Below are 21,519 nucleotides of genomic sequence, written 5' to 3' on the forward strand. Positions count from 1 at the left end.
TACGGCGTTGGAAATGGCCTCGGAGATGCTCACCTACAGGCGTAGGCTCCGCTCCTTCGGCCATTTCCGCCTTGTCTCGCTCTAGCTCGCTCGATCCAAACTTTTCTCTCAGACGGAAGAGCCCATGATCATCTCCGCCTCCACCGACTACCGCGCCGCCGCCCAGCGCAAGCTGCCGCCCTTCCTGTTCCACTACATCGATGGCGGCGCCTACGCCGAGTACACGATGCGGCGCAACGTCGAGGACCTCTCCGCCATCGCCCTGCGCCAGCGGGTGTTGAGGAACATGTCCGAGCTCAGCCTCGAGACCCAGCTGTTCGGCGAGACCCTCGCCATGCCCGTGGCCCTGGCCCCGGTGGGCCTGACCGGCATGTACGCCCGTCGTGGCGAAGTGCAGGCGGCCAAGGCGGCGGCGGACAAGGGCATCCCCTTCACCCTCTCCACCGTCTCGGTGTGCCCGATCGAGGAAGTCGCCCCGGCCATCCAGCGCCCCATGTGGTTCCAGCTCTACGTGCTCAAGGACCGCGGCTTCATGCGCAACGCCCTGGAGCGCGCCAAGGCCGCCGGCGTCACCACCCTGGTGTTCACCGTCGACATGCCCGTGCCCGGCGCCCGCTACCGCGACGCCCACTCCGGCATGAGCGGCCCCAACGCCGCCATGCGCCGCGTACTGCAAGCCATGACCCACCCCGCCTGGGCCTGGGACGTCGGCCTGCTGGGCAAGCCCCACGACCTCGGCAACATCTCCGCCTACCGTGGCGACCCCACCGGCCTGGCCGACTACATCGGCTGGCTCGGCGCCAACTTCGACCCCTCCATCTCCTGGAAGGACCTGGAGTGGATCCGCGAATTCTGGGACGGCCCCATGGTCATCAAGGGCATCCTCGACCCCGAGGACGCCCGTGACGCGGTCACCTTCGGCGCCGACGGCATCGTCGTCTCAAACCATGGTGGCCGCCAGCTCGACGGCGTGCTCTCCAGCGCCCGCGCCCTGCCCGCCATTGCCGACGCCGTGAAGGGCGAGCTGAAGATCCTCGCCGACTCCGGCATCCGCACCGGCCTCGACGTGGTGCGCATGCTCGCCCTCGGCGCCGACACCGTGATGCTCGGCCGCGCCTTCGTCTACGCCCTGGCCGCCGCCGGTGGTGCCGGTGTCAGCAATCTGCTGGAGTTGATCGATAAGGAAATGCGCGTGGCCATGGTGCTCACCGGCGCCAAGAGCATCGCCGAAATCAGTGCCGACTCGCTGGTACGCGAACTCGGCCGCTGACCCGCTGCACCTGATAGAGAACCGACGAGGCCGCCCGAGCGGCCCGCGCCCACCGTTGATGACAGGACCCGACCGATGAGCCTGCCCGCCGCCTTCCTCCAGACCGCCGAACGCCTGATCCCCCGCGATCGGCGCTTCGACGATCCGCTCTCCACCCTGGCCTTCGGCACCGACGCCAGCTTCTACCGGCTGATCCCCAAGCTGGTGGTGCGCGTCGAGAGCGAGGCCGAAGTGGTCGAGCTGCTGCGCGCCGCACACGCCGACAAGGTGCCCGTGACCTTCCGTGCCGCCGGCACCAGCCTCTCCGGCCAGGCCATCAGCGACTCGGTGCTGATCGTCCTCGGTGACAACTGGAACGGCCGCGACATCCGCCAGGGCGGCGCACAGATCCGCCTGCAGCCCGGCGTCATCGGCGCCCAGGCCAACGCCTGGCTCGCCCCCTACGGCCGCAAGATCGGCCCCGACCCGGCCTCCATCAACGCCTGCAAGATCGGCGGCATCGTCGCCAACAACGCCAGCGGCATGTGCTGCGGCACCGCCCAGAACAGCTACCACACCCTCGCCGGCCTGCGCCTGGTGCTGGCCGACGGCACCCTGCTGGACAGCGAAGACCCGGCCAGCGTCGCCGCCTTCCAGGCCAGCCACGGCGAGCTGCTGGAGCGCCTGGCCGAACTCGGCCGGCAGACCCGCGCCAACACCGAACTGGCCGCGAAGATCCGCCACAAGTACCGCCTGAAGAACACCACCGGCCTGTCCCTCAACGCCCTGGTGGACTACGACCAGCCGCTGGACATCCTCACCCACCTGCTGGTGGGCTCCGAAGGCACCCTCGGCTTCATCAGCGCCGTCACCTACGACACCGTGCCCGAGCACCCGCACAAGGCCTCCGCGCTGATCGTCTTCCCCGACGTGGAAACCTGCTGCCGCGCCGTCCCCGTGCTCAAGCAGCAACCGGTCTCCGCCGTCGAACTGCTCGACCGCCGCAGCCTGCGCTCCGTGCAGGACAAGCCCGGCATGCCCACCTGGGTCAAGGGCCTCTCCGCCAGCGCCTGCGCCCTGCTCATCGAATCCCGCGCTGCCAGCGCCAGCCTGCTGCACGAACAGCTCGCCCACATCACCGCCTCCATCGCCGACTTCCCGGTGGAGCAGAAGGTCGACTTCAGCGAAGACCCGGTCGTCTACAACCAGCTGTGGAAGATCCGCAAGGACACCTTCCCCGCCGTCGGCGCCGTGCGCCAGACCGGCACCACGGTGATCATCGAAGACGTCACCTTCCCCGTCGAACAGCTCGCCGCCGGCGTCAACCGCCTCATCGAACTGTTCGACAAGCACCGCTACGACGAGGCCATCCTCTTCGGCCATGCCCTGGAAGGGAACCTGCACTTCGTCTTCACCCAGGGCTTCGACAGCCCCGAGCAGGTCGCCCGCTACGACGCCTTCATGCAGGACGTCGCCCAACTGGTCGCCGTCGAATTCGGCGGCGCCCTCAAGGCCGAGCACGGCACCGGCCGCAACATGGCGCCCTTCGTCGAACTGGAATGGGGCCACGACGCCTACCAGCTGATGTGGCAGCTCAAGCGCCTGCTCGACCCCACCGGCATCCTCAACCCCGGCGTCATCCTCAGCGACGACCGCGAACTGCACCTGAAGAACCTCAAGCCGCTGCCCGCCGCCGACGAGATCGTCGACAAGTGCATCGAATGCGGCTTCTGCGAGCCGGTCTGCCCCTCCAAGGGCATGACCCTCAGCCCACGCCAGCGCATCGTCATCTGGCGCGACATCCAGGCCCGCAAGCGCGCCGGCATCGACACCCGCGAGCTGGAAGAAGCCTTCGCCTACCAGGGCGTCGACACCTGCGCCGCCACCGGCCTCTGCGCCCAGCGCTGCCCCGTCGGCATCAACACCGGCGACCTGGTGCGCAAGCTGCGTGGCAACGCGGCCCACCACACCGGCAGCGCCGACTGGCTCGCCGACCACTTCGCCACCGCGCTCAAGGGCGCACGCCTGACCCTGCGCCTGGCCGACGGCGCCCGCCGCCTGCTGGGCGCGCCGCTGCTGGAGAAAACCTCCGGCACCCTGCGCCGCCTCTCCGCCGGGCGCCTGCCGCAATGGACGCCCGCCCTGCCCCAGGCCGCCAAGCCCATCTCGTTCACCCCGCCGGCCAACGACGCCCGCCCCCGCGTGGTCTACCTGGCCGCCTGCGTATCCCGCGCCATGGGCCCCGCCGCCGCCGACGGCGAACAGGTGCCGCTGGTGGACAAGACCCGCATGCTGCTGGAAAAGGCCGGCTACCAGGTGGTCTTCCCCGCGCAACTGGAAAGCCTCTGCTGCGGCCAGCCCTTCGCCTCCAAGGGCTACGCCGGGCAGGCCGAAGCCAAGCGTCGGGAAATGATCGACGCCCTGCTGGAAGCCAGTCGCGGCGGCCTCGACCCCATCTACTGCGACACCAGCCCCTGCACCCTGCGCCTGGTGCAGGACGGCCTCGATTCGCGCCTGGACCTGTTCGACCCGGTGCGCTTCATCCGCACCCACCTGCTCGACCGCCTGGAGTTCACCCCCCAGGACAAACCCATCGCCGTGCACGTCACCTGCAGCACCCAGCACCTGGGCGAAGCCCAGGGCCTGATCGACCTGGTGCGCCGCTGCACCCGCGAAGTGGTGGTGCCCGAAGGCATCCACTGCTGCGGCTTCGCCGGCGACAAGGGCTTCACCACCCCGGAGCTCAACGCCCACTCGCTGCGCAGCCTGAAGGACGCCGTGCAGATCTGCGAGGAAGGCATCTCCACCAGCCGCACCTGCGAGATCGGCCTCACCCAGCATGGCGGCATCGACTACCACGGCCTGGTCTACCTGGTGGACCGCGTCACCCGCCCCCGGGCCATCTGAACCTCAAGCTGCCGTGCCTGGCACGGATTGCGCCCCGCACTGTGCGGGGCTTTTTTTGCTCGGCAAAATCGCCTCCCCCTGCCTCTTGGCCAAGCGCAACGGCAAGCGAAACGGCAAGTCGGACGCAATCCGGACCGGGTTTCATCCAGCCTCCCCTTCCCGACGAAATGCCAGCCCTGGAGCCCGCGAAACCCGTCACGCGAGCGCTCCGCAAATCCTCACGCAGCCCATCTACCGCGCCCCTTCGAGGGCTGGCCATCATGCCCTCGAAAAATGATGGCCAATTGTCAGCATTGCTCAGTTTCAGGCCAGGGACCCGCTCATATACTCGCGCCCAAACCCTTTCCCTGGCCCGCACTCCGCTGGCACTGCCCGACACCCGCTCGGCAGGCCGCTGTGGCCCTCATCAAGGATCGCGCCATGAACCACGTCTATCGCACCATCTGGAACCACGCCAAAGGTGTCTGGCAAGTCGTTGGGGAGCACACCACGCGGCAGGGCAAGACCAAGTCGAGCAAATCCGCCAGCGGCGCCGGCCTGCTGGCCATCGGCGCCCTGCTGAGCCCCGGCCTCTATGCGCAGGGCATCGTCACGGACGGGCGCACGGCCACCAGCGTGGTGCAGAACGGCGCGGTCACCGACATCCGCACCGAGACCATCCGCAACGGCAACGGCTTCAACTCCTTCTCGCAGTTCAACGTGGGCAGCGGCGAAACCGCCAACCTTTATGTACCGGACTCGGCCAACGCCCTGATCAACATCGTTCGCGACCAGCGCAGCGAGATCAACGGCATCCTCAACGGCTACAAGAACGGCCAGATCGGCGGCGACATCTATTTCGCCAACCCCCACGGCATGGTCGTGGGCGAGTCCGGCGTGATCAACGTCGGCTCCCTCACCGTCACCACCCCGGACAGCGCCTCCCTGGAACGCCTGATCGGCGCCGACGGCAAGATCGACGACCTCGCCGTGGCCCAGCTGAAGTCCGGCAACCTGCCCCTTTCCGAGTCCGGCCTGGTCTCCATCCGTGGCCAGGTCAATGCCAAGGGCGCCGTCACCCTCAGCGCCCGCGACGTCGGCATCGGCGCCAGCGGGCGCGTCACCGCCGGCCAGCAGGCCATGCCGCGCATCGAGCAACTGGTGAACATCGATGGCCTCGACAGCGCCGCCGCCATGACCGAGGTGAACGGCGAGATCCGCATCGTCGCCGAGAACGACGTGCTCATCGCCGGCCAGGTGAACACCGACGGCGTCGCCGGCAAGGCTGCCGGCGAGATCGAGATCCGCGCCGGCCACGACATCACCATCGCCGACGGCGGCAAGGTGTCCGCCTCGGGCCAGGGCGCGCATTCCGATGGCGGCAGGGTCGTGATCAAGGCCAAGCAGCAGACCACCCTGGCCAAGGGCGGCGCCGTCGCGGCCAACGCCGGCAGCAGCGGCAATGGCGGCAACGTCGAACTCTCCGCCGACGAGCGCGTGACCTGGGCCGGCACCCTGGAGGCCAAGTCAGGCCAGGGCGGCGCCGCCGGCCACGTGCTGATCGACCCGCGCGAAATCAACCTCACCCAGGACCAGCGCCTGGGCGGCACGAACTACAGCCTGCAGGCCTCGGAGAAGATCAGCGTCGCCGACGGCGTGATGATCTCCACCCGCGACATCGCCAACTACCAGACCGCCAGCCAGCAGGAACACCGCGACGCGGTCTCCCTCGGCGACTCCGGCGACATCACCCTGGAAGCGCCGACCATCGTCCTCGGCCAGAACGCCAAGCTCTACGCCCACACCAACAACGCCGCCTTCGAAGCCGGCGACGTCACCCTCAAGGCCATCGCCGCCGAAGGCGCCCTGCTCACCCCCGGCATCCTCGTCGGCGTGGGCAGCAACAAGACCGAAATCACCCTGGGTGCCGGCGCCGAGATCCGTGGCGGCCAGGTCACCATCAGCGCCGAGTCCTCCACCGCGCTGACCGACAGCCTGTCCAGCGACGGCCTGTACAACGGCGTCGACGCCAACGGCCACCCCATCGCCCAGGTCCTCGACGACGACGAGCTGGAAGAACAGCGCCAGGCCCTGGCCGACGCCGGTGTCGAGACCGACGACGACGGCGGCAGCGACTTCTTCGGCGGCCTGCTCGACACCCTCGCCAGCAGCGGCCTGCTGGCCTCGGTGCAAGTGCTCGATGCGCAATCGAAGGTCAACATCGGCGATGGCGTGAGCATCATCGGCAGCAACGACGTGAACATCTCGTCCCACGCCAGCACCAACGCCCAGGCCGAGGTCGCCGACCTGCCGGTGGGCGCCGTGGTCTCGGTGACCAACACCGACGCCCAGCTCAACGTCGGCCAGAACGCCCGCATCGAATCCCTGGGCGGCAACGTCAACCTCAAGAGCCAGTCCGACACCACCGTGGAAACCGCGGTGGAAGCCGGCGCCCTCGAAGGCCTGCCGGTCACCCTCACCGCCAACGTCACCTCGGCCAAGGGCCGCGCCACCACCACCGTCGGCTCCGGCAGCCTGATCAAGGCCGCCTTCGACGCCAGCGTCAGCGCCGAGCAGGTCAAGGTGTTCGACGTCAGCGCCCAGGCCGGCGATGCCGAAGGCGCCATCGGCGTCTCGGTGCTGGTCGCCCTCTCCGACCTGCAGGCCCGCAACGATTTCAACGGCACCCTGGAAGCCGGCGGCAACGCCACCCTGGAAGCCAAGGTGGACACCCAGTCCAACCACCACGAAGCCGCCGTGATGCTCGGCGACGAGAACAAGATCGTCGCCACCCTGGAGGAGAAGATCGGCGAGGCCGGCGAAGACCCGACCGAGCTGCTGCAGGCCAAGACCAAGGACGGCATCAAGGAACTGCTGAAGAAGCTCGTCGAGAAGGGCGAGGAAGAAGAAGGCGAGAAAGGCGGCAGCGAGCAGAGCAAGGGCTTCCTCGACGAGCTGGGCGCCGCCGGTGCCCTGGCCTACATCAACCACGACAACCAGGCCCTGCTGACCCTGGGCGGCCAGGCCAAGGTCAAGGCCGGCCAGGATGCCAGCCTCAACGCCGAGGTCACCGACCTCCTGGATTCCACCGTCTCCTCGGTGATCTCCGACAAGAAGAACGCCGACAAGCCGTTCGACTTCAGCACCGAGAGCACCGGCAAGAAGAACGGCGTGGGCGTCGCCATCCTCATCAGCAACCAGGACAACGACGCGGTGCTGACCGTGCGCCCGGGTGCCGAGCTGGACGCCATGCAGGCCCTCAGCCTGAACGCCAGGACCAGCCTGCCGTGGCTCGACCAGAGCCGCCTGTCCAACCTGATCAAGGCCTTCAGCGCCGACAACCTCAGCGACTTCCTGCAAACCATCAACGAAGGCCAGATGTTCAGCACCTGGGTCAACGCCGCCACCGCCGTCTCCGGCGAAGGCGCCCAGGACAGCGGCACCACCCTCAGCGGCATGGTCGACATCAACCACGTCGGCCTCAACGCCAAGGTGGACGTCGCCGACGGCGTCAACATCAACCAGGACCTGGCCTACCGCGGCCAGGAACAGACCGTCGACATCGAGGCCCGCACCGAGTCGCAGATGGTCAACGTCGCCGCCGACCCGGGCCTGTTCAACAACGAAGGCGGCAAGAACGGCTTCGGTGCCGGTCTCATCGCCGGCATCTACAACAACAGCGCCCAGGCCACCGTCGGCGCGGTGAACCTCTATGCCAGCGAGCTGAACGTCAACGCCGTCACCGACGTCGACATCCTCAACTACGCGGTGGCCGGCTCCAAGGGCGGCACCAATGCCCTCAGCGGCTCGATCTCCGTCTCCGTGCTGGACAACACCACCCGTGCCGGCATCGACGACGGCGCCAATCTGGTGGTGAGCGACGAGAACGGCGGCAGCGGCGATATCAACATCGGAGCCCGCGACGAGACCGACAGCCTGACCATCACCGGCGGCGTGGTGAAATCCACCAGCAAGGCCGCCGGCGTCGCCGTCGGCGTGCACGCCTTCGACCGCACCACCGAAGCCTGGCTCGGCAGCCGCGAAACCCAGCTCGCCGCCGGCTCCGTGGCCGCGTCCGGCGGCCTCAAGGTCGGCGCCAGCGCCGACGGCCGCATCGGCAACTACGCCCTCTCCGTGGCCCTGACCGCACCGCCGGCACCGAGCACCCAGCCCGCCGCGCAATCGCGCGAGGGCACCGGCTCCTTCGGCATCAACATCTCCGGTTCGGCGGCGGTGAACACCCTCGACAACCTGGTTCGCGCGCGCATCACCGACAACCTCGACATCGATGCCGGTGCGGTCAACGTGCAAGCCAGCGACGACACCGCGCTGCACGCCATCGCCGGCGGCGCCGCCGTCTCCAGCAACACCGGCAACGGCGTCGGCCTGGCCGGCGCCTACACCCAGAACACCGTGGACGCCCTGGTCGAGGCCGAGCTGGCCGCCACCGGCGACGTCACCGCGCGCCGCCTCGACATCACCGCCGACAACGAAGCCAGCGCCCTGTCGATCTCCGCCGGCGTGTCCGCCAGCGCTTCGGCCAGCAGCTACCAGGTGGCCGGCTCGGTGAGCGTCAACGCCATCGACAGCACCACCCGCGCACGCCTCGCCGACGGCGCCATCGATGCCGTCGACGGCGTCAACGTCAGCGCCCGCGACGACTCCAGCATCCACGCCGTGGCCGGTGCCGCCAGCTTCGGCGGCAAGGCCGGCGTCGGTGCGGGCCTGTCGATCAACAGCATCGACGGCGCCACCGAAGCGGTGGCCGACGACCTGCGTCGCCTCGACAGCGCCGCCGGCCTCACCCTCGACGCCAGCAGCGACGCCGACCTGGTCTCGGTGGCCGCCGCCATGGGCTACTCCAACAAGTACGCCTTCGACGGCGCCGTGGCCATCAACCAGCTGGACCACGACACCCTCGCCGCCCTGCGTGGCAGCCACGGCCTCAACCTCGGCGGCGCCCTGGCGGTGGACGCCGGCAACACCAGCAGCATCTGGACCGCCTCGGGCTCCGCCGCCATCGGCAACGACGGCGCCATGGGGGCCAGCTTCGGCTACAACACCATCAGCGACCGCGTCAGCGCCGAGATCCTCGACAGCGACGCCGAAGCCGCCAGCATCGCCGTGCAGGCGAACCAGCAGAGCGACATCAACGCCCTGGTCGCCGGTGGCGCCGTGGCGGCGCGCTCCTCCGCCGTGGCCGGCTCCATCGCCATCAACACCATCGACAACCGCACCAGCGCCCGCACCGACGACTCCAGCCTGACCAGCCACGGCTCGCTGCTGGTGAACGCCCAGGACGCCTCGCGCATCCGCAGCCTCACCGGTGCCCTGGCCTATGGCGGCCAGGGTGCGGGCATCGGCATCGCCGGTTCCTATAACCAGATCGCCGGCGCGGTCTACGCCGGCATCAACGGCGGCAACCTCCAGGCCGGTGACCTGGTGCGTGTCAGCGCCCTGCGCAACCAGCAGCTGCAATCCCTGGCCGCGGGCGCCGCGGTCGGCAACAACGTCGGTGTCGCCGGCTCCGTGGCCGTCAATATGGTCGGCGGCGCCACCCTCGCCGAGATCGGCGACGGCGCCCAGGTCCACAGCGACGGCAGCCTGCTGCTGACCGCGCGCTCCGACAGCGACATCGAAACCGTGGCCGGCGCCCTGGGCGTTGGCCTTTCCGGTGTCGGCCTCGCCGGCGCGGTGGCGGTCAACCAGCTCGAAGGCACCACCACCGCCCGCGTCACCGGCGCTTCCACCCACCTCGGCGCCGACGGCCAGGGCGCTTCCCGCGCCATCGACAACGGTCAGCTCAACGGCAACATGGGCAGCGACCTGCGTGATCGCACCCTGCAGGAAAGCATCAACGGCATCGGCGTCGTCGCCAGCAGCACCGACGAGATCGACACCGTCTCCGTCAGCGTCGGCGGCGGTTCCAGCGTCGGCGTGGCCGGCGCGGTCACCGTCAACAGGGTGGGCGGTTCCACCCTGGCCCAGGTCAGCGGCGCCACCCTCGACAGCGACGCCGCCACCCAGGTCGGCGCCTACCACCACACCCGCGTCACCACCGGCAACGGTGCCGGCGCGGGCGGCGGCACCGCCGGGGTCGGCGTGTCCACCACCACCAACATCCTCGACCACGACACCCAGGCCCTGGTCGCCAACGCCACCCTCGGCAGCGACGCCGGCATCGGCGTCAACGCCCGCGCCACCCATGACCTCAACGCCGTGGTCGTCGGCGCCGCCATCGGCGGTACCGCCGGGGTCAACGGCTCGGTAGCCGTCACCACCCTGGCCGGCACCGTGCGCAGCAACGTGCAGGGCTCCAGCCTGCGCAGCGACGCCGGCGGCATCGAGATCGCCGCCGACGCCGACAACGACCTCGACATAGTCGCCGGCGGCGTGGCCGGTGGCGGTGTGGCCGGCGTCGGCGCCACCGTCATCGTCACCGACCTCAGCCAGCGCACCGAGGCCTCCACCTCCGGCGCCACCCGCCTGGACGCCAGCGGCCTCACCGCCATCGACGCCAGCGCCGCCCAGGACGTGACCATCGTCGGCTTCACCGGCGCCGGTGGCGGCACCGCCGGCGTGGCCGGTACCGTCAACGTGCTGGTCGCCAAGGGCCAGACCCTCGCCGGCGTGGGCGCGGGCAGCCAGATCAACACCCAGCTGGGCGGCGCCCAGCAGGACGTGCGCGTGCACGCCCAGGACAGCCTCGAAACCACCGACGTGCTCGGCACCGCCGGTGTCGGCGGCGTGGCAGGCGTCGGTGCCGGTGCCGACGTGCAGGTGGTGCGCAGCGGCGCCATCGCCAGCGTCGGCGACGGCGCCACGGTCAAGGCCGGCCGCGACATCACGGTCGAAGCCGGGAACAGCCGCGACATCGACTCCGTCTCCATCGCCGCCGCCGGTGGTGGCTACGTCGGCGCGGGCGCCGGCGTCTCGGTGGTCAGCGTCGCTTCCGGCGCCTCCTCCCAGGCCACCGGCAGCCTCGACAACAGCATCCGCAACGCCCAGAACGTCGCCCGCAACTCCGGCCTCAACGGCCAGATGGGCAACGGCTTCTCAGGCTCCAGCCAGCTGCAGGCCGGCATCAACGCCAACCAGCAGACCATCAGCCCCAACGACACCTTCCTCAGCACCCCGGACGGCACCGCCTACTCCGCCGCCGCGCGGGTCGGCAACGCCACCCTGGATGCCGGCCGCAACGTCACCGTCAGCGCCCACAACAGCACCGACGCCCTCAGCGAGGCGGCCGGCGTGGCCGGTGGCCTGGTGGGCGCCGGTGCCGGCGTCGCGGTGATCAACGTCGGCGACCGCAGCCTGGCGGAACTGGGCGGCACCCTGCGTGCCGGCGGCAACGTGCGCATCAGCGCCGAAGACGGCCAGGACGGCACCACCCAGGCTCTCGCCCAGGCGGGCGGGGGCGGCCTGGTGGGCCTCGGCGCCGCCGTGGCGGTGAGCGAGAAATCCAGCCAGACCACCGCGCGCATCCTCGACGGCACCCACATCACCGCCGGAGGCGCCCTCAGCGTCGACGCCGACCTCGACCACGCCCTCAAGGCGCAGACCGTCGGCGTCAGTGCCGGCGGCGTGGCCGTGGGCGCGAGCATCGCCACCTCCAGCAGCAGCGGCCAGGCCCAGGCGCTGGTGGGCAAGAACGTGCAGGTCAGCGCCGGCAGCCTCGCCGTCGACGCCAGCGCGCGCTCCAGCAACAACGTCGACGCCGTCGGCGTCAGCGGCGGCATCGTCGCCGGCAACGCGGTGGTCGCCACCGCCAGCGATCGCACCAGCGCCCGCGCCTGGGTCGACGATGGCAGCCGCGTCACCACCCAGGGCGCCATCGGCATCCGCGCCAGCACCGACCCGATGACCCGCGCCTTCGCCATCGGCGCTTCCGTGGGCGCCGGCGCCATCGGTGCCAGCGTCGCCACCGCCAACGTCGACAACAGCGTGCAGGCCGGCACCGGCGCGGTGAACCTCACCGGCGGCTCGCTGGAGGTGGACGCATCCGCCCAGCGCACCCGCAGCCAGAGCGCCGAAGCCCAGGCCGTGGGCGCCAGCGGCGGCGCCCTGATGGGCCTGAACGCCACCGTCGCCAGCGCCAACCTGGACACCGACGTGCTCGCCGACCTCGGCCAGGGCACCCAGCTCGCCATCACCGGCAACGCCGCGGTGAAGGCCAGCGACGCCACCCGGGTCAAGACCGACGCCACCGGCATCGCCGTCGGCGGCCTGCTGGCCATCGGCGCCAACGTCGGCCTCGCCGACATCGACGCCACCCAGCGCGTGCGCTTCGGCGCCACCGGGCTGGTGGGCGGCACCCTCGCCCTCTCCGCCACCGGCAGCAACGGCATCAGCGGCGACGCGGTGGCCGGCAGCGGCGGCGTGGTCGCCGGCAGCGCCTCCACCCTCAACCTCGACGCCACCAGCACCACCACCGTCGACGTGCTGGGCAACACCAACATCCTCACCGGCCGTACCGACGTGCTCGCCGAGCACCGCCTCGACTACGCCGCCGACAGCGACTCGATCCAGGCCGCCATGGTCGGCGCCTCGGGCACCTTCATCGACCTCGACCTGGGCGCCACCACCCAGGTGCTGGTGCGCGACGGTGCCCGCGTGGCCGCCCTCGACGGCCTCGACATCGAAGCCCACACCATCACCCAGGGCGGCGCCGAGGCCTTCTCCGGCTCGGGCGGCGTGATCAGCGGCAGCGCCGTGCTGGTCGACAACACGATCCGCGACACCACCCGCATCCAGGTCGGCAACAACGTCGGCCTGGCCACCGTGGGCAGCCCGCTGGACATCGACAAGGGCCACCTGCGCCTCAGCGCCCACAACACCATGCGCGCCGCCGACACCGGCAAGCTGTCCGCCGGTGGCGCCATCGCCGCCCCCTACGCGGGCACCGAGATGGACGTGGACGTCACCAACCAGGTGACCTTCGGCGACAACCTGAGCATGAAGAGCAGCGGCCTGCTGCAGGTGGGCGCGTACAGCGACACCCGCGCCAGCACCAATGCCCGCGTGGACGTCTACGGCCTGGTGGGCGCCGGTGGCGGCGATTCGAAGATCGACCTGACCGCCGCCCAGCTGATCCGCTTCGGCGCCAACGCCGATCTGCTCGGCTACGGCAACCTCGGCCTGCGCGCCGGCCAGAGCGCCGACGGCAACCTGGCCAACGACATCCGCGCCACCGCCAGCACGGTGGTGGTCAACAACACGCTGATCCCGGTGACGGCGGTTCTCGATGCCGACGCCACCGCCACCACCACCAACGACCTGGTGTTCGGCACCGGCGCCCTGGTGCGCTCGGTGCGCAACGTCGACCTGATCGCCACCAACGGCGCGGTCACCGCCAGCGGCGGCGGCGTGGGCAAGAACCCCTACCTGGCGCTGTTCTCCAGCGAGCAGACCACCCGCTCCGACCGGGTCAACCAGCTGGCCAGCCTCAACCTCGCCAACAGCCGCGTGGTGGCGGGCGCGGGCAACCGGCAGGAGGTCTACTGGGACGGCAACCAGCTGCGTACCGTGTCGTCGCTCAACGACCTGAGCGTGCAGTACAAGGCCGCCGGCAGCGCCGGCGCCTTCCGCCCGCTGGCCGAGATCGACGCCACCCTGGCCAGCCTCAACCAGCAGCTCGCCGGCCTCACCCCGGGCTCGGCCGCGTACACCAGCCTCAACGACCAGATCACCCTCTACACCCAGATGCGCGCCAGCACCGCGCAATCCCTGGGGGCCGGCGCCAACGGCAACACCACCGTGGACAGCCTGGTGATCGGCGACCTCATCGCCGGTGCCGGTGACATCCGCGTCGGGGCCGACCGCATCCAGCAGTCCGGTGCCAACCTGACCGCCTACGGCGCGCCGACGGTGATCATCCACAACAGCTCCGACGACTACCTGGTGACCAACGGCATCCTGGTCTCCGCCGCCGGCACCGGCAGCATCACCTCCACCGGCGCGGCCAAGCTGGCCAACAGCGGCGCCACGCTGACCGAGGTGAAGCGCTCGCAGTCCGACTACTACGACGCCACCCAGCGCCCGAGCGTGCCTTCGATCGTCATCGAGAACACCTACGACACCAACCTGGCGGGCAACACCAGCCCCGCGCCGGGCATCCTGGTGCTGGGCGACATCGAGAACCTCAAGGGCAACACCTCGCTGAGCAACACCTCGGGCAACGTCTCACAGTTCGCCACCATCGAGAGCTACCAGCTGAGCATGAACGTGCCCAACGGCGACCTGTTCGTCAGCCTGCCGGGCCGCAGCTGGAACCTGGCCTCGGTGCAATCCGAATGGGCCAACGTCATCAACGGCCTGAACCCGAGCAGCCTCAGCAGCGGCCGCAACGTTCCCGACGCCATCGCCGAGTTCGCCGCCAACGTGGTCTACAACGGCTCCTACGCCTTCACCAGCAAGGAAGCCTTCACCGACTACCTGATCCGCAACTACGGCAGCGGCAACGGCACCGACCAGCAGATCATCCTCGACGGCATGGTCCGCGGTTATTGGGAGACCGACGACGACAACACCGCCAACCGCGTCTGGTTCAAGGACACCCGCTACGAGTACAGCGGCAACATGTCGGCCAGCGACCACAACTGGCTGACCAACAACACCGGTGTGTGGGATTGGCGCTACACCATGATGCAGGCCTACAAGACGCAGAACAGCGCGGCCCTCGGCCAGTCCGACACCTCGGGCTCCACCGCCAGCGCCCTGCGCGTGGGCGGCGCCCTGGCGATCAACGCGAAGAACATCAACATCAACGCCGGCATCGAAGTGGGCGCGCGCACCGACTGGTCGCTGAACCTGGGCGCCGCCGCGGCCGCCGAGATCGCCAGCATCGCCAACGGCAACGGCCTGGTGCGCCTGAACAACGTCAGCGGCATCGCCGACGGCAACGGCGCCGACGAGGTCCCGGTGGTGTACTGGGACTCGGACAAGCAGCGCATCCAGGTGCAGCGCATCAACGCCGCCGGCGGCGGCTCGGTGTCGCTGACCGGCAACATCATCAACACCAACACGGTGGGCAACATCGTCGTCAACTCCGGTTACGGCGATGTCGAGATCAACAACACCACCGGCCGCGACCTGATGCTCACCGACATCGACCTGGGCAACGGTGGCCAGAGCGTGGTGCGCATCACAGACACCCTCAAGCACTGGGGCGACGGCCGCGCGCAGACCTGGTGGTACGTCAACCAGGCCGGCCAGGACAGCGTCTCGGTCTACAACAACGCCAACGGCGCCACCGCCCTCACCGGCGCCAGCCTGGCGAGCGTGATCGGCCGCGATTTCACCTACACCCCGCAGGCCGGCGCCCGCTACGAGTGGACCCAGGACTACCACATCACCCGTACCTACACCGGCCCCACCAGCATCTCGGGCAAGAGCGACGAGATCCCCGGCAACCTGGGCAACTGGGTGAGCGAGATCGCCACCGCCGACGGCAAGGCCTACCTGACCAGCGCCGGCGACGTGGTGGTCCGCGCCGTGACCGGTAACGACCAGGCCTTCATGCAGTGGGCCGACGCCGACATCGGCTACACCACCGTGCGCGCCACCTCCAACGGCGACGAGTGGGGCGGCTACTACGCCGGGGCCACCTTCGACCTGGCCACCGACATCCAGATGACCGTCACCAACAGCGTGAAGGCCGACCACGCCATCCCGATCCGCTTCGTCGGCAACAGCGAGTCGCGCCTGCAGGTGGATTCCGGCTCCAACGTGCTGATCGGCGGCGCCATCCGCAACGACGTCGGCACCAGCACCTTCGACGTCACCGGCTCGCTGCTGCAGGCCGGTGGCTCGCTCCAGGGCAAGGACCTGGTGCTCAACGCCAGCGCCGGCATCGGCAGCGCCAGCGACGCGCTCAAGCTGATCGATTCCCGCGTGGCCGGTGCCTCGGTCAGCGCCAGCAGCCAGGGCGACATCTTCCTGGCCAGCAGCGGCGACTTCTACGCCAAGTCGATCCAGACCACGGGCGACGTCACCGTCAACGCGGTCGGCGGCATCTACCAGCACGCCAATGCCGTGGGCGTCTCCATCGGCGGCGACGTACTCAACCTGCACTCGGGCTCGGGCAGCTCCATCGGCGGCGTGAACAGCCCGCTGGTCACCCAGAGCAACGAGATCAACGCCTCCGCCCCGGGCAGCGTCACCCTCACCCAGGGCAGCGGCAACATGAACGTCGGCTACATCGAGTCGCTGTTCGGCAACGTCGAGCTCAACACCCCGAGCGGGCAGATCCTCGGCGCCGCGCCCAAGGGCGAGGACCAGGACGCCAAGCTGCAGGAGAAGATCGCCGAATGGGAGGCCATGGGCCTCACCGATGCCAACCACGCGCAGAGCACCATCAATGGCTACGAGAATCGGGTGGAGCGCTACTACAGCGACTACTGGACCATTCGCGAGCGCGCCAGCAACCCGGATGGCAGCTTCAGCCTGACCAGCGCGGGCCTGGACCTCTACCGCGAACAGGTCAGCGCCAGCCTCGGCCACAGCGCCAGCGACGCCGAGATCAACAGCACCATGAAGGCCCGCTACCTGGAGGCGAAGAGCTTCCTGGCCGGCGCGCCGGGCGTCGACCAGGGCCTGCTGCAGACCCGTGCGGCCGACTTCCAGTACAGCCTGGACTCAGGCTCCGAGCTGTACGCGCAGATGACCCACGGCGCGGTCTGGGACAAGAGCATGCTGGGCACGGTGATCAACGCCGGCGCGGTGGCGGGCGACCGTCCCTCCACCGGCGCGCTGCCCAACGTCTCCGCGACCCAGGGCTCGATCCGCCTGAACAACGACCCGACCCAGGCCCTGCCCGAGGCGGAGACCCTGGTCTTCACCCTCAAGCGCACCGACGGCTACCTGCCGATCGTCACCCAGCTCTCCTCCTCGGAAGGCAACAGCTACAGCTCCAGCCAGCTGATGGCCTTCCTCGCCGAGGCCAAGCCGGGCACGCTGCAGGCCGACCAGGTTGACGGCGACACCGTGCGCATCACCCTGCGCCCGCGCTACGACCTGGCGGTGGAAGCCAAGGACCCGGTGGTGATCGACGCCAAGGGCGACTACCACGTGGGTACCTCCCAGGACGTGATCCTCAAGGACATCACCGTGGGCGGCACCCTCTACGTCTACGCCGGCCGTGACGTGATCAACCAGACCGCCACCGGCGTCGCCGGCGCCGTCACCGGCGGCCTGTACATCGACGCCGGCCGCAACATCGGCTCGCCGGACAACCCCATCCAGGTCACCAACAACGGCACCGACCCGGTCACCGTGTACCGCCTGGTCGCCCCCGGCACCGCCAACGTGGTGGTGCTCAACGGCAACGTGGTGGTCGGCAAGATCGACGTGAAGGGCGAGACCAACCTGGTGGCCAACAACGGCGACTTCTACTCCCTGGGCGACCACGCCACCTTCGATGGCGGCCTGGTCAACCTGCGCGCCGTGGACGGCAACGGCCTGACCTCGGGCTACATCGGCACCGCGCTGAACCCGTTCAACGTCGTGCAGAAGCAGGGCGCCCTGGGCCTGTTCGGCCTCGGCGCCAACGTGGTCGCCACGCAGAACGACCTGGTGATGTCCAACGGCGTACTGGACGGCCTGGTGTCGCTCACCGCCAGCCTCGGCTCGATCCTCATGGACGACGAGGACTCGGTGATCCGCACCACCGACGAAGGCACCGGCCAGGTCGACCTGGTCGCCGCCACCGGCATCGGTGCAACCGGCGCCGCCACCCGCCTGGATACCGGCCACTTCAACGCCGAGACCCCGGTGGGCGACGTCAACCTGCACCTGCACCGCGAGGCTCGCGCCGAGCGCGTGCACGCCCTGACCGGTTCCGCCCACCTGGTGGGCGACGGCGACGGCGTGCTCGGCACCACCGACCTGGACCTGGCCGACGTGCGCATCGCCCGTGACCTGGAGCTGCGCGCCGAAAGCATCCGTGGCCAGGTCACCCAGACCGTGCAGGCCACCCCGCTGCGCCTGTGGGCCACCAACCTGCAGGGCGGCGTGGCCGACCGCATCGACCTGGGCATCACCGCCGCGCCCTACGTGCTCAACGAGCAACTGGCCGCCCGCGTCGCGGACATCCGCTCCAACGCCACGCGCTTCAACATCGTCAACGGCCACATCGGCGAAGAGCTGAAGCTCACCACCGGCTACGTCAGCGCGCTGATGGACAACACCACCCCGGCGCTGCGCTACGCCAGCGACTTCCAGTACTACATCCCCTGGAAGGGCTTCTCGCTGGACCTGGAGACCCGTGGCGCCACCGGCTCCCGCGCGCCCATGTGGTTCAACTCGGCCCGTGGCGTGTTCACCCGCAACATGGTCACCAGCGGCCACGCCACCTTCGACCTGGCCCGCCCGCACTTCAGCACCGACCTGCGCCAGGCCGGCGGGGAGGCGATGCCCGCCTTCTCCGCGGCCTACCCCGTGCGCCCGGCGCTGCAGCGTGCCAATGCCATCTCCACCGCCCCCCTGGCGGTCAACCTCGGTACCCAGAGCAGTGACGATGACTCCATCTAAGACCCTCACCAGCGGCGGCCTGCGGGCCGTCGCCAGCCGCGCGCCCTTCCTGCTCGGTGCCGCCGGGCTGCTGTTCGCCGCCTGCGCCAACGCCGAGGCGCTGCCCTCCGGCGCGCTGCCCGGCGCCATCAGCTCGGAGCTGCTGCGCCAGCCGCAGCGCGCCCAGGAGCGCCAGGAAGCCCGCCCGCAGGACGACACGCCGGTGCTCGACGTGCCGGTGGTGGGCGACCAGAAGCTGCCGGACAACCCCAACGTCGCCTTCCAGCTGGACGCGGTGGTGTTCAGCGAGACCGCCATCCTCGACGCCCAGCAGTTGCAGGAGATCGCCAGGCCCTACCTCGGCCGCAAGGTGGGCTTCGCCGACCTGCAGCAGCTGATCTCGGCGGTGAACCGCCTGTACGACGAGAAGGGCTACGTCACCGCCCGCGCCATCCTGCCGCCCCAGCGCATCGAGCAGGGCCGCGTGCGCATCCAGCTGGTGGAAGGCCGCGTCGGCGAGCTGGTGCTCGAAGGCAACAGCTACATGAACGAGGACTTCATCCGCGAGCGCCTGGACATCGGCAACGGCGAGCTGGTGGACCCCAAGCGCCTGGAGGCCGAGCTGTCGCGCTTCAACCGGGTGAGCAACGGCACCCTGTCCGCCTCGCTGCAGCCGGGCAAGGGCTACGGCCTCACCGACGTCTACGTGAACGTCAACGAGCCGCCGCAGAACAGCCTCGACCTGTTCGCCAACAACCACGGCTACGAATCCACCGGTGAAGAGACAGGCGGCATGATGTACCGCCACTACGGCGCCCTCGGCCGCGACGACGTGTTCTCCGCCTTCCTCTCCGGCTCGCGGGGTTCGGGCGTGGGCATGCTGTCCTACGACGCGCCCTTCAACACCCTGGGCGGGCGCATCGGCGGGCGCCTGGGCAAGAGCAAGGCGAAGGTGATCTACGGGCCCTTCCGCAGCCTGGATTCGGAGAGCGACTCGAAGAACGGCTCGCTGTTCATCAGCCACCCGCTGTGGAGCAACCAGGACTGGCTGCTCACCGGCCAGCTGACCTACGGCGAGCAGCGCACCAAGAACTACATCGCCGATGTCTTCCTCAACGAAAACCGCGTACGCACCACCCAGGCCGACCTCACCGCGCTGTACCTGGCGCCGGGCCGCTCCCTGCGCGTGGGCCTGGGCTACCAGGATGCCCGCAGCGAGCTGGAAGGCACCGCGATCCGCGAGAACTACGGCCTCTGGGTGGGCTACTGGCAGTTCTACCAGGCCCTCAGCGCGGACTGGTACCTGAACGCCACGGGCGCCTGGCAGTACGCCAACCGCGAGGGCGTGCCCTCCAGCCAGCTGTTCCAGATCGGCGGCGCCTCCACCGTGCGCGGCTACCGCCAGGGCGAGCTGGCCGGCGACGGCGGCCTGTACTCCAACCTGCAGGCCAACTACCGCATCACCCAGGCCCTCACCGGCTTCGGCTTCTACGACTACGGGCGCATCGACTCCTCGTTCCGCCAGCCGGAGAAGCTGGACAGCGTGGGCGGCGGCTTCAACTGGCAGGCCACCTCGCGCCTGAGCGGCGAGGTGACCCTCGGCGTGCCCCTGACCAAGGTGCGCTCCGACCAGGACAACGCCTACGTCAACCTGCAAGTGGTGTTCAAGGTCCTCTGACGCCACGCCCCCGAATCCGCTCCCGTACCGAAGCCCGGCCCACGTGACCCATCTCGTGGGCCGGGCTTCGGCGCCGGGGCGGCCCTATCGCACCGTCCTCCCTCGTAGCCCGGACTTCAGTCCGGGCGCCTCGGCACCGAGCCCCAGAAAAACACTGAACCGCGTATTTCGCCGGGCAGTCCATCCTTACAAGCCCGTCGGCAAGCCGGGCTTATCCGTCTCGGACGTCATTGCTCCACTCGGCCTCCACAAAGGGCCTATCCGAGTGCCAAAGAACGAGAGAGGAGACTCCCCTCATGAAACGCACCGCCCTGTTGATCACAGCCGCCCTGATGGCCTCCCCGGTGTTCGCCGATGACCTCTGCACCATCAACCTGCAGAAGATCAGCGACGCCATGGCCACCAACACCACCCTGGGCGACCCGCTGAAGAAAGAAGTGGAAGACCTGCGCATGAAGGCCGAACAGGCCAAGACCGCCGGCGATACCGAAGCCTGCATCAACTCGTCCAACATGGCGCTGCAGCGCCTGCAAGGGCCGAACAAGGAAGGCGGTAGCGACGGCGCCAGCCAGTGATCCGCCCCGCGTGAACAAGCCAGCCTCGTGCTGGCTTTTTCATGCCCCGCGCAACCCCTCGCCCCTGCCTATACTCCTGGACACCCCTGCCAGGAGCCTCGCCATGCGCCGTCTCGCCGCCTTCATCGCCGCCGCCCTGATCAGCACCCCGCTCTGGGCCATGCACTGCCCCCAGGACATGGCCAGGATCGACGAAATGCTCAAGACCGACCCACCCTCCGACGCCGCCCTGCTGGCGGAGGTGCAGCGCCTGCGTGCGGAAGGCGAAGAACTGCACAAGGCCGGCAACCACACGGAGTCGGCCAGGGTGCTCAAGGAAGCCATCGACATGCTGCAAGCCAGCGAATGAGCCTGGCCCGGCATCAGTTAGCATCCACGCTCTTGGAACGCGGCTTTGCCTTTGGTCAGCTGAAAGGGGACGCGATCAGACCTCGAAGCATGCGGCCGCCACTCACTTCGGACGTAGGGTGTGCTGCGCGCACCTGGGACTTGTCGGAAGCACCGTGCGGCGGTGCGCACGGCACACCCTACTGCACGAGTTCGTCCTGCCGAGTTCTCAGCTCGAATCGTCACTGGCAGAACCGATGACTCATGACCACGCCCTAAGGACGTGGCTTCTCAAG

The 21,519-nt window shown here is 69.4% G+C and carries 6 protein-coding genes; all 6 read left to right on the forward strand.

What is annotated here, in order from left to right; all coding sequences use genetic code 11:
* Positions 1–124 precede the first annotated feature (124 nt).
* Complete coding sequence (lldD, locus tag HSX14_RS26615) at positions 125–1,270, forward strand: FMN-dependent L-lactate dehydrogenase LldD (RefSeq protein WP_173179022.1); 1,146 nt, start codon at positions 125–127, stop codon at positions 1,268–1,270.
* A gap of 75 nt (positions 1,271–1,345) precedes the next feature.
* A complete protein-coding gene (locus HSX14_RS26620; RefSeq protein WP_173179024.1) occupies positions 1,346–4,156 on the forward strand; it encodes an FAD-binding and (Fe-S)-binding domain-containing protein in 2,811 nt (936 codons plus the stop codon).
* A gap of 420 nt (positions 4,157–4,576) precedes the next feature.
* Positions 4,577–18,664, forward strand: coding sequence for a leukotoxin LktA family filamentous adhesin (locus tag HSX14_RS31050; RefSeq protein WP_173179026.1), 14,088 nt, complete (start codon positions 4,577–4,579; stop codon positions 18,662–18,664).
* Entirely contained in the window at positions 18,651–20,321 is a 1,671-nt protein-coding gene (locus tag HSX14_RS26630; RefSeq protein ID WP_173179028.1) for a ShlB/FhaC/HecB family hemolysin secretion/activation protein, read from the forward strand. The genes HSX14_RS31050 and HSX14_RS26630 overlap by 14 nt, the downstream gene beginning before the upstream one ends.
* A 296-nt stretch (positions 20,322–20,617) precedes the next feature.
* A complete protein-coding gene (locus HSX14_RS26635; protein ID WP_111260189.1) occupies positions 20,618–20,896 on the forward strand; it encodes a hypothetical protein in 279 nt (92 codons plus the stop codon).
* A gap of 103 nt (positions 20,897–20,999) precedes the next feature.
* Positions 21,000–21,245 carry a hypothetical protein gene (locus HSX14_RS26640; RefSeq protein ID WP_173179030.1) on the forward strand — a complete coding sequence of 82 codons (246 nt, stop codon included), beginning with the start codon at positions 21,000–21,002 and terminating at the stop codon, positions 21,243–21,245.
* Positions 21,246–21,519: the final 274 nt, after the last annotated feature.

Source organism: Pseudomonas tohonis (assembly GCF_012767755.2).
In the GTDB taxonomy this organism is placed as follows: domain Bacteria; phylum Pseudomonadota; class Gammaproteobacteria; order Pseudomonadales; family Pseudomonadaceae; genus Metapseudomonas; species Metapseudomonas tohonis.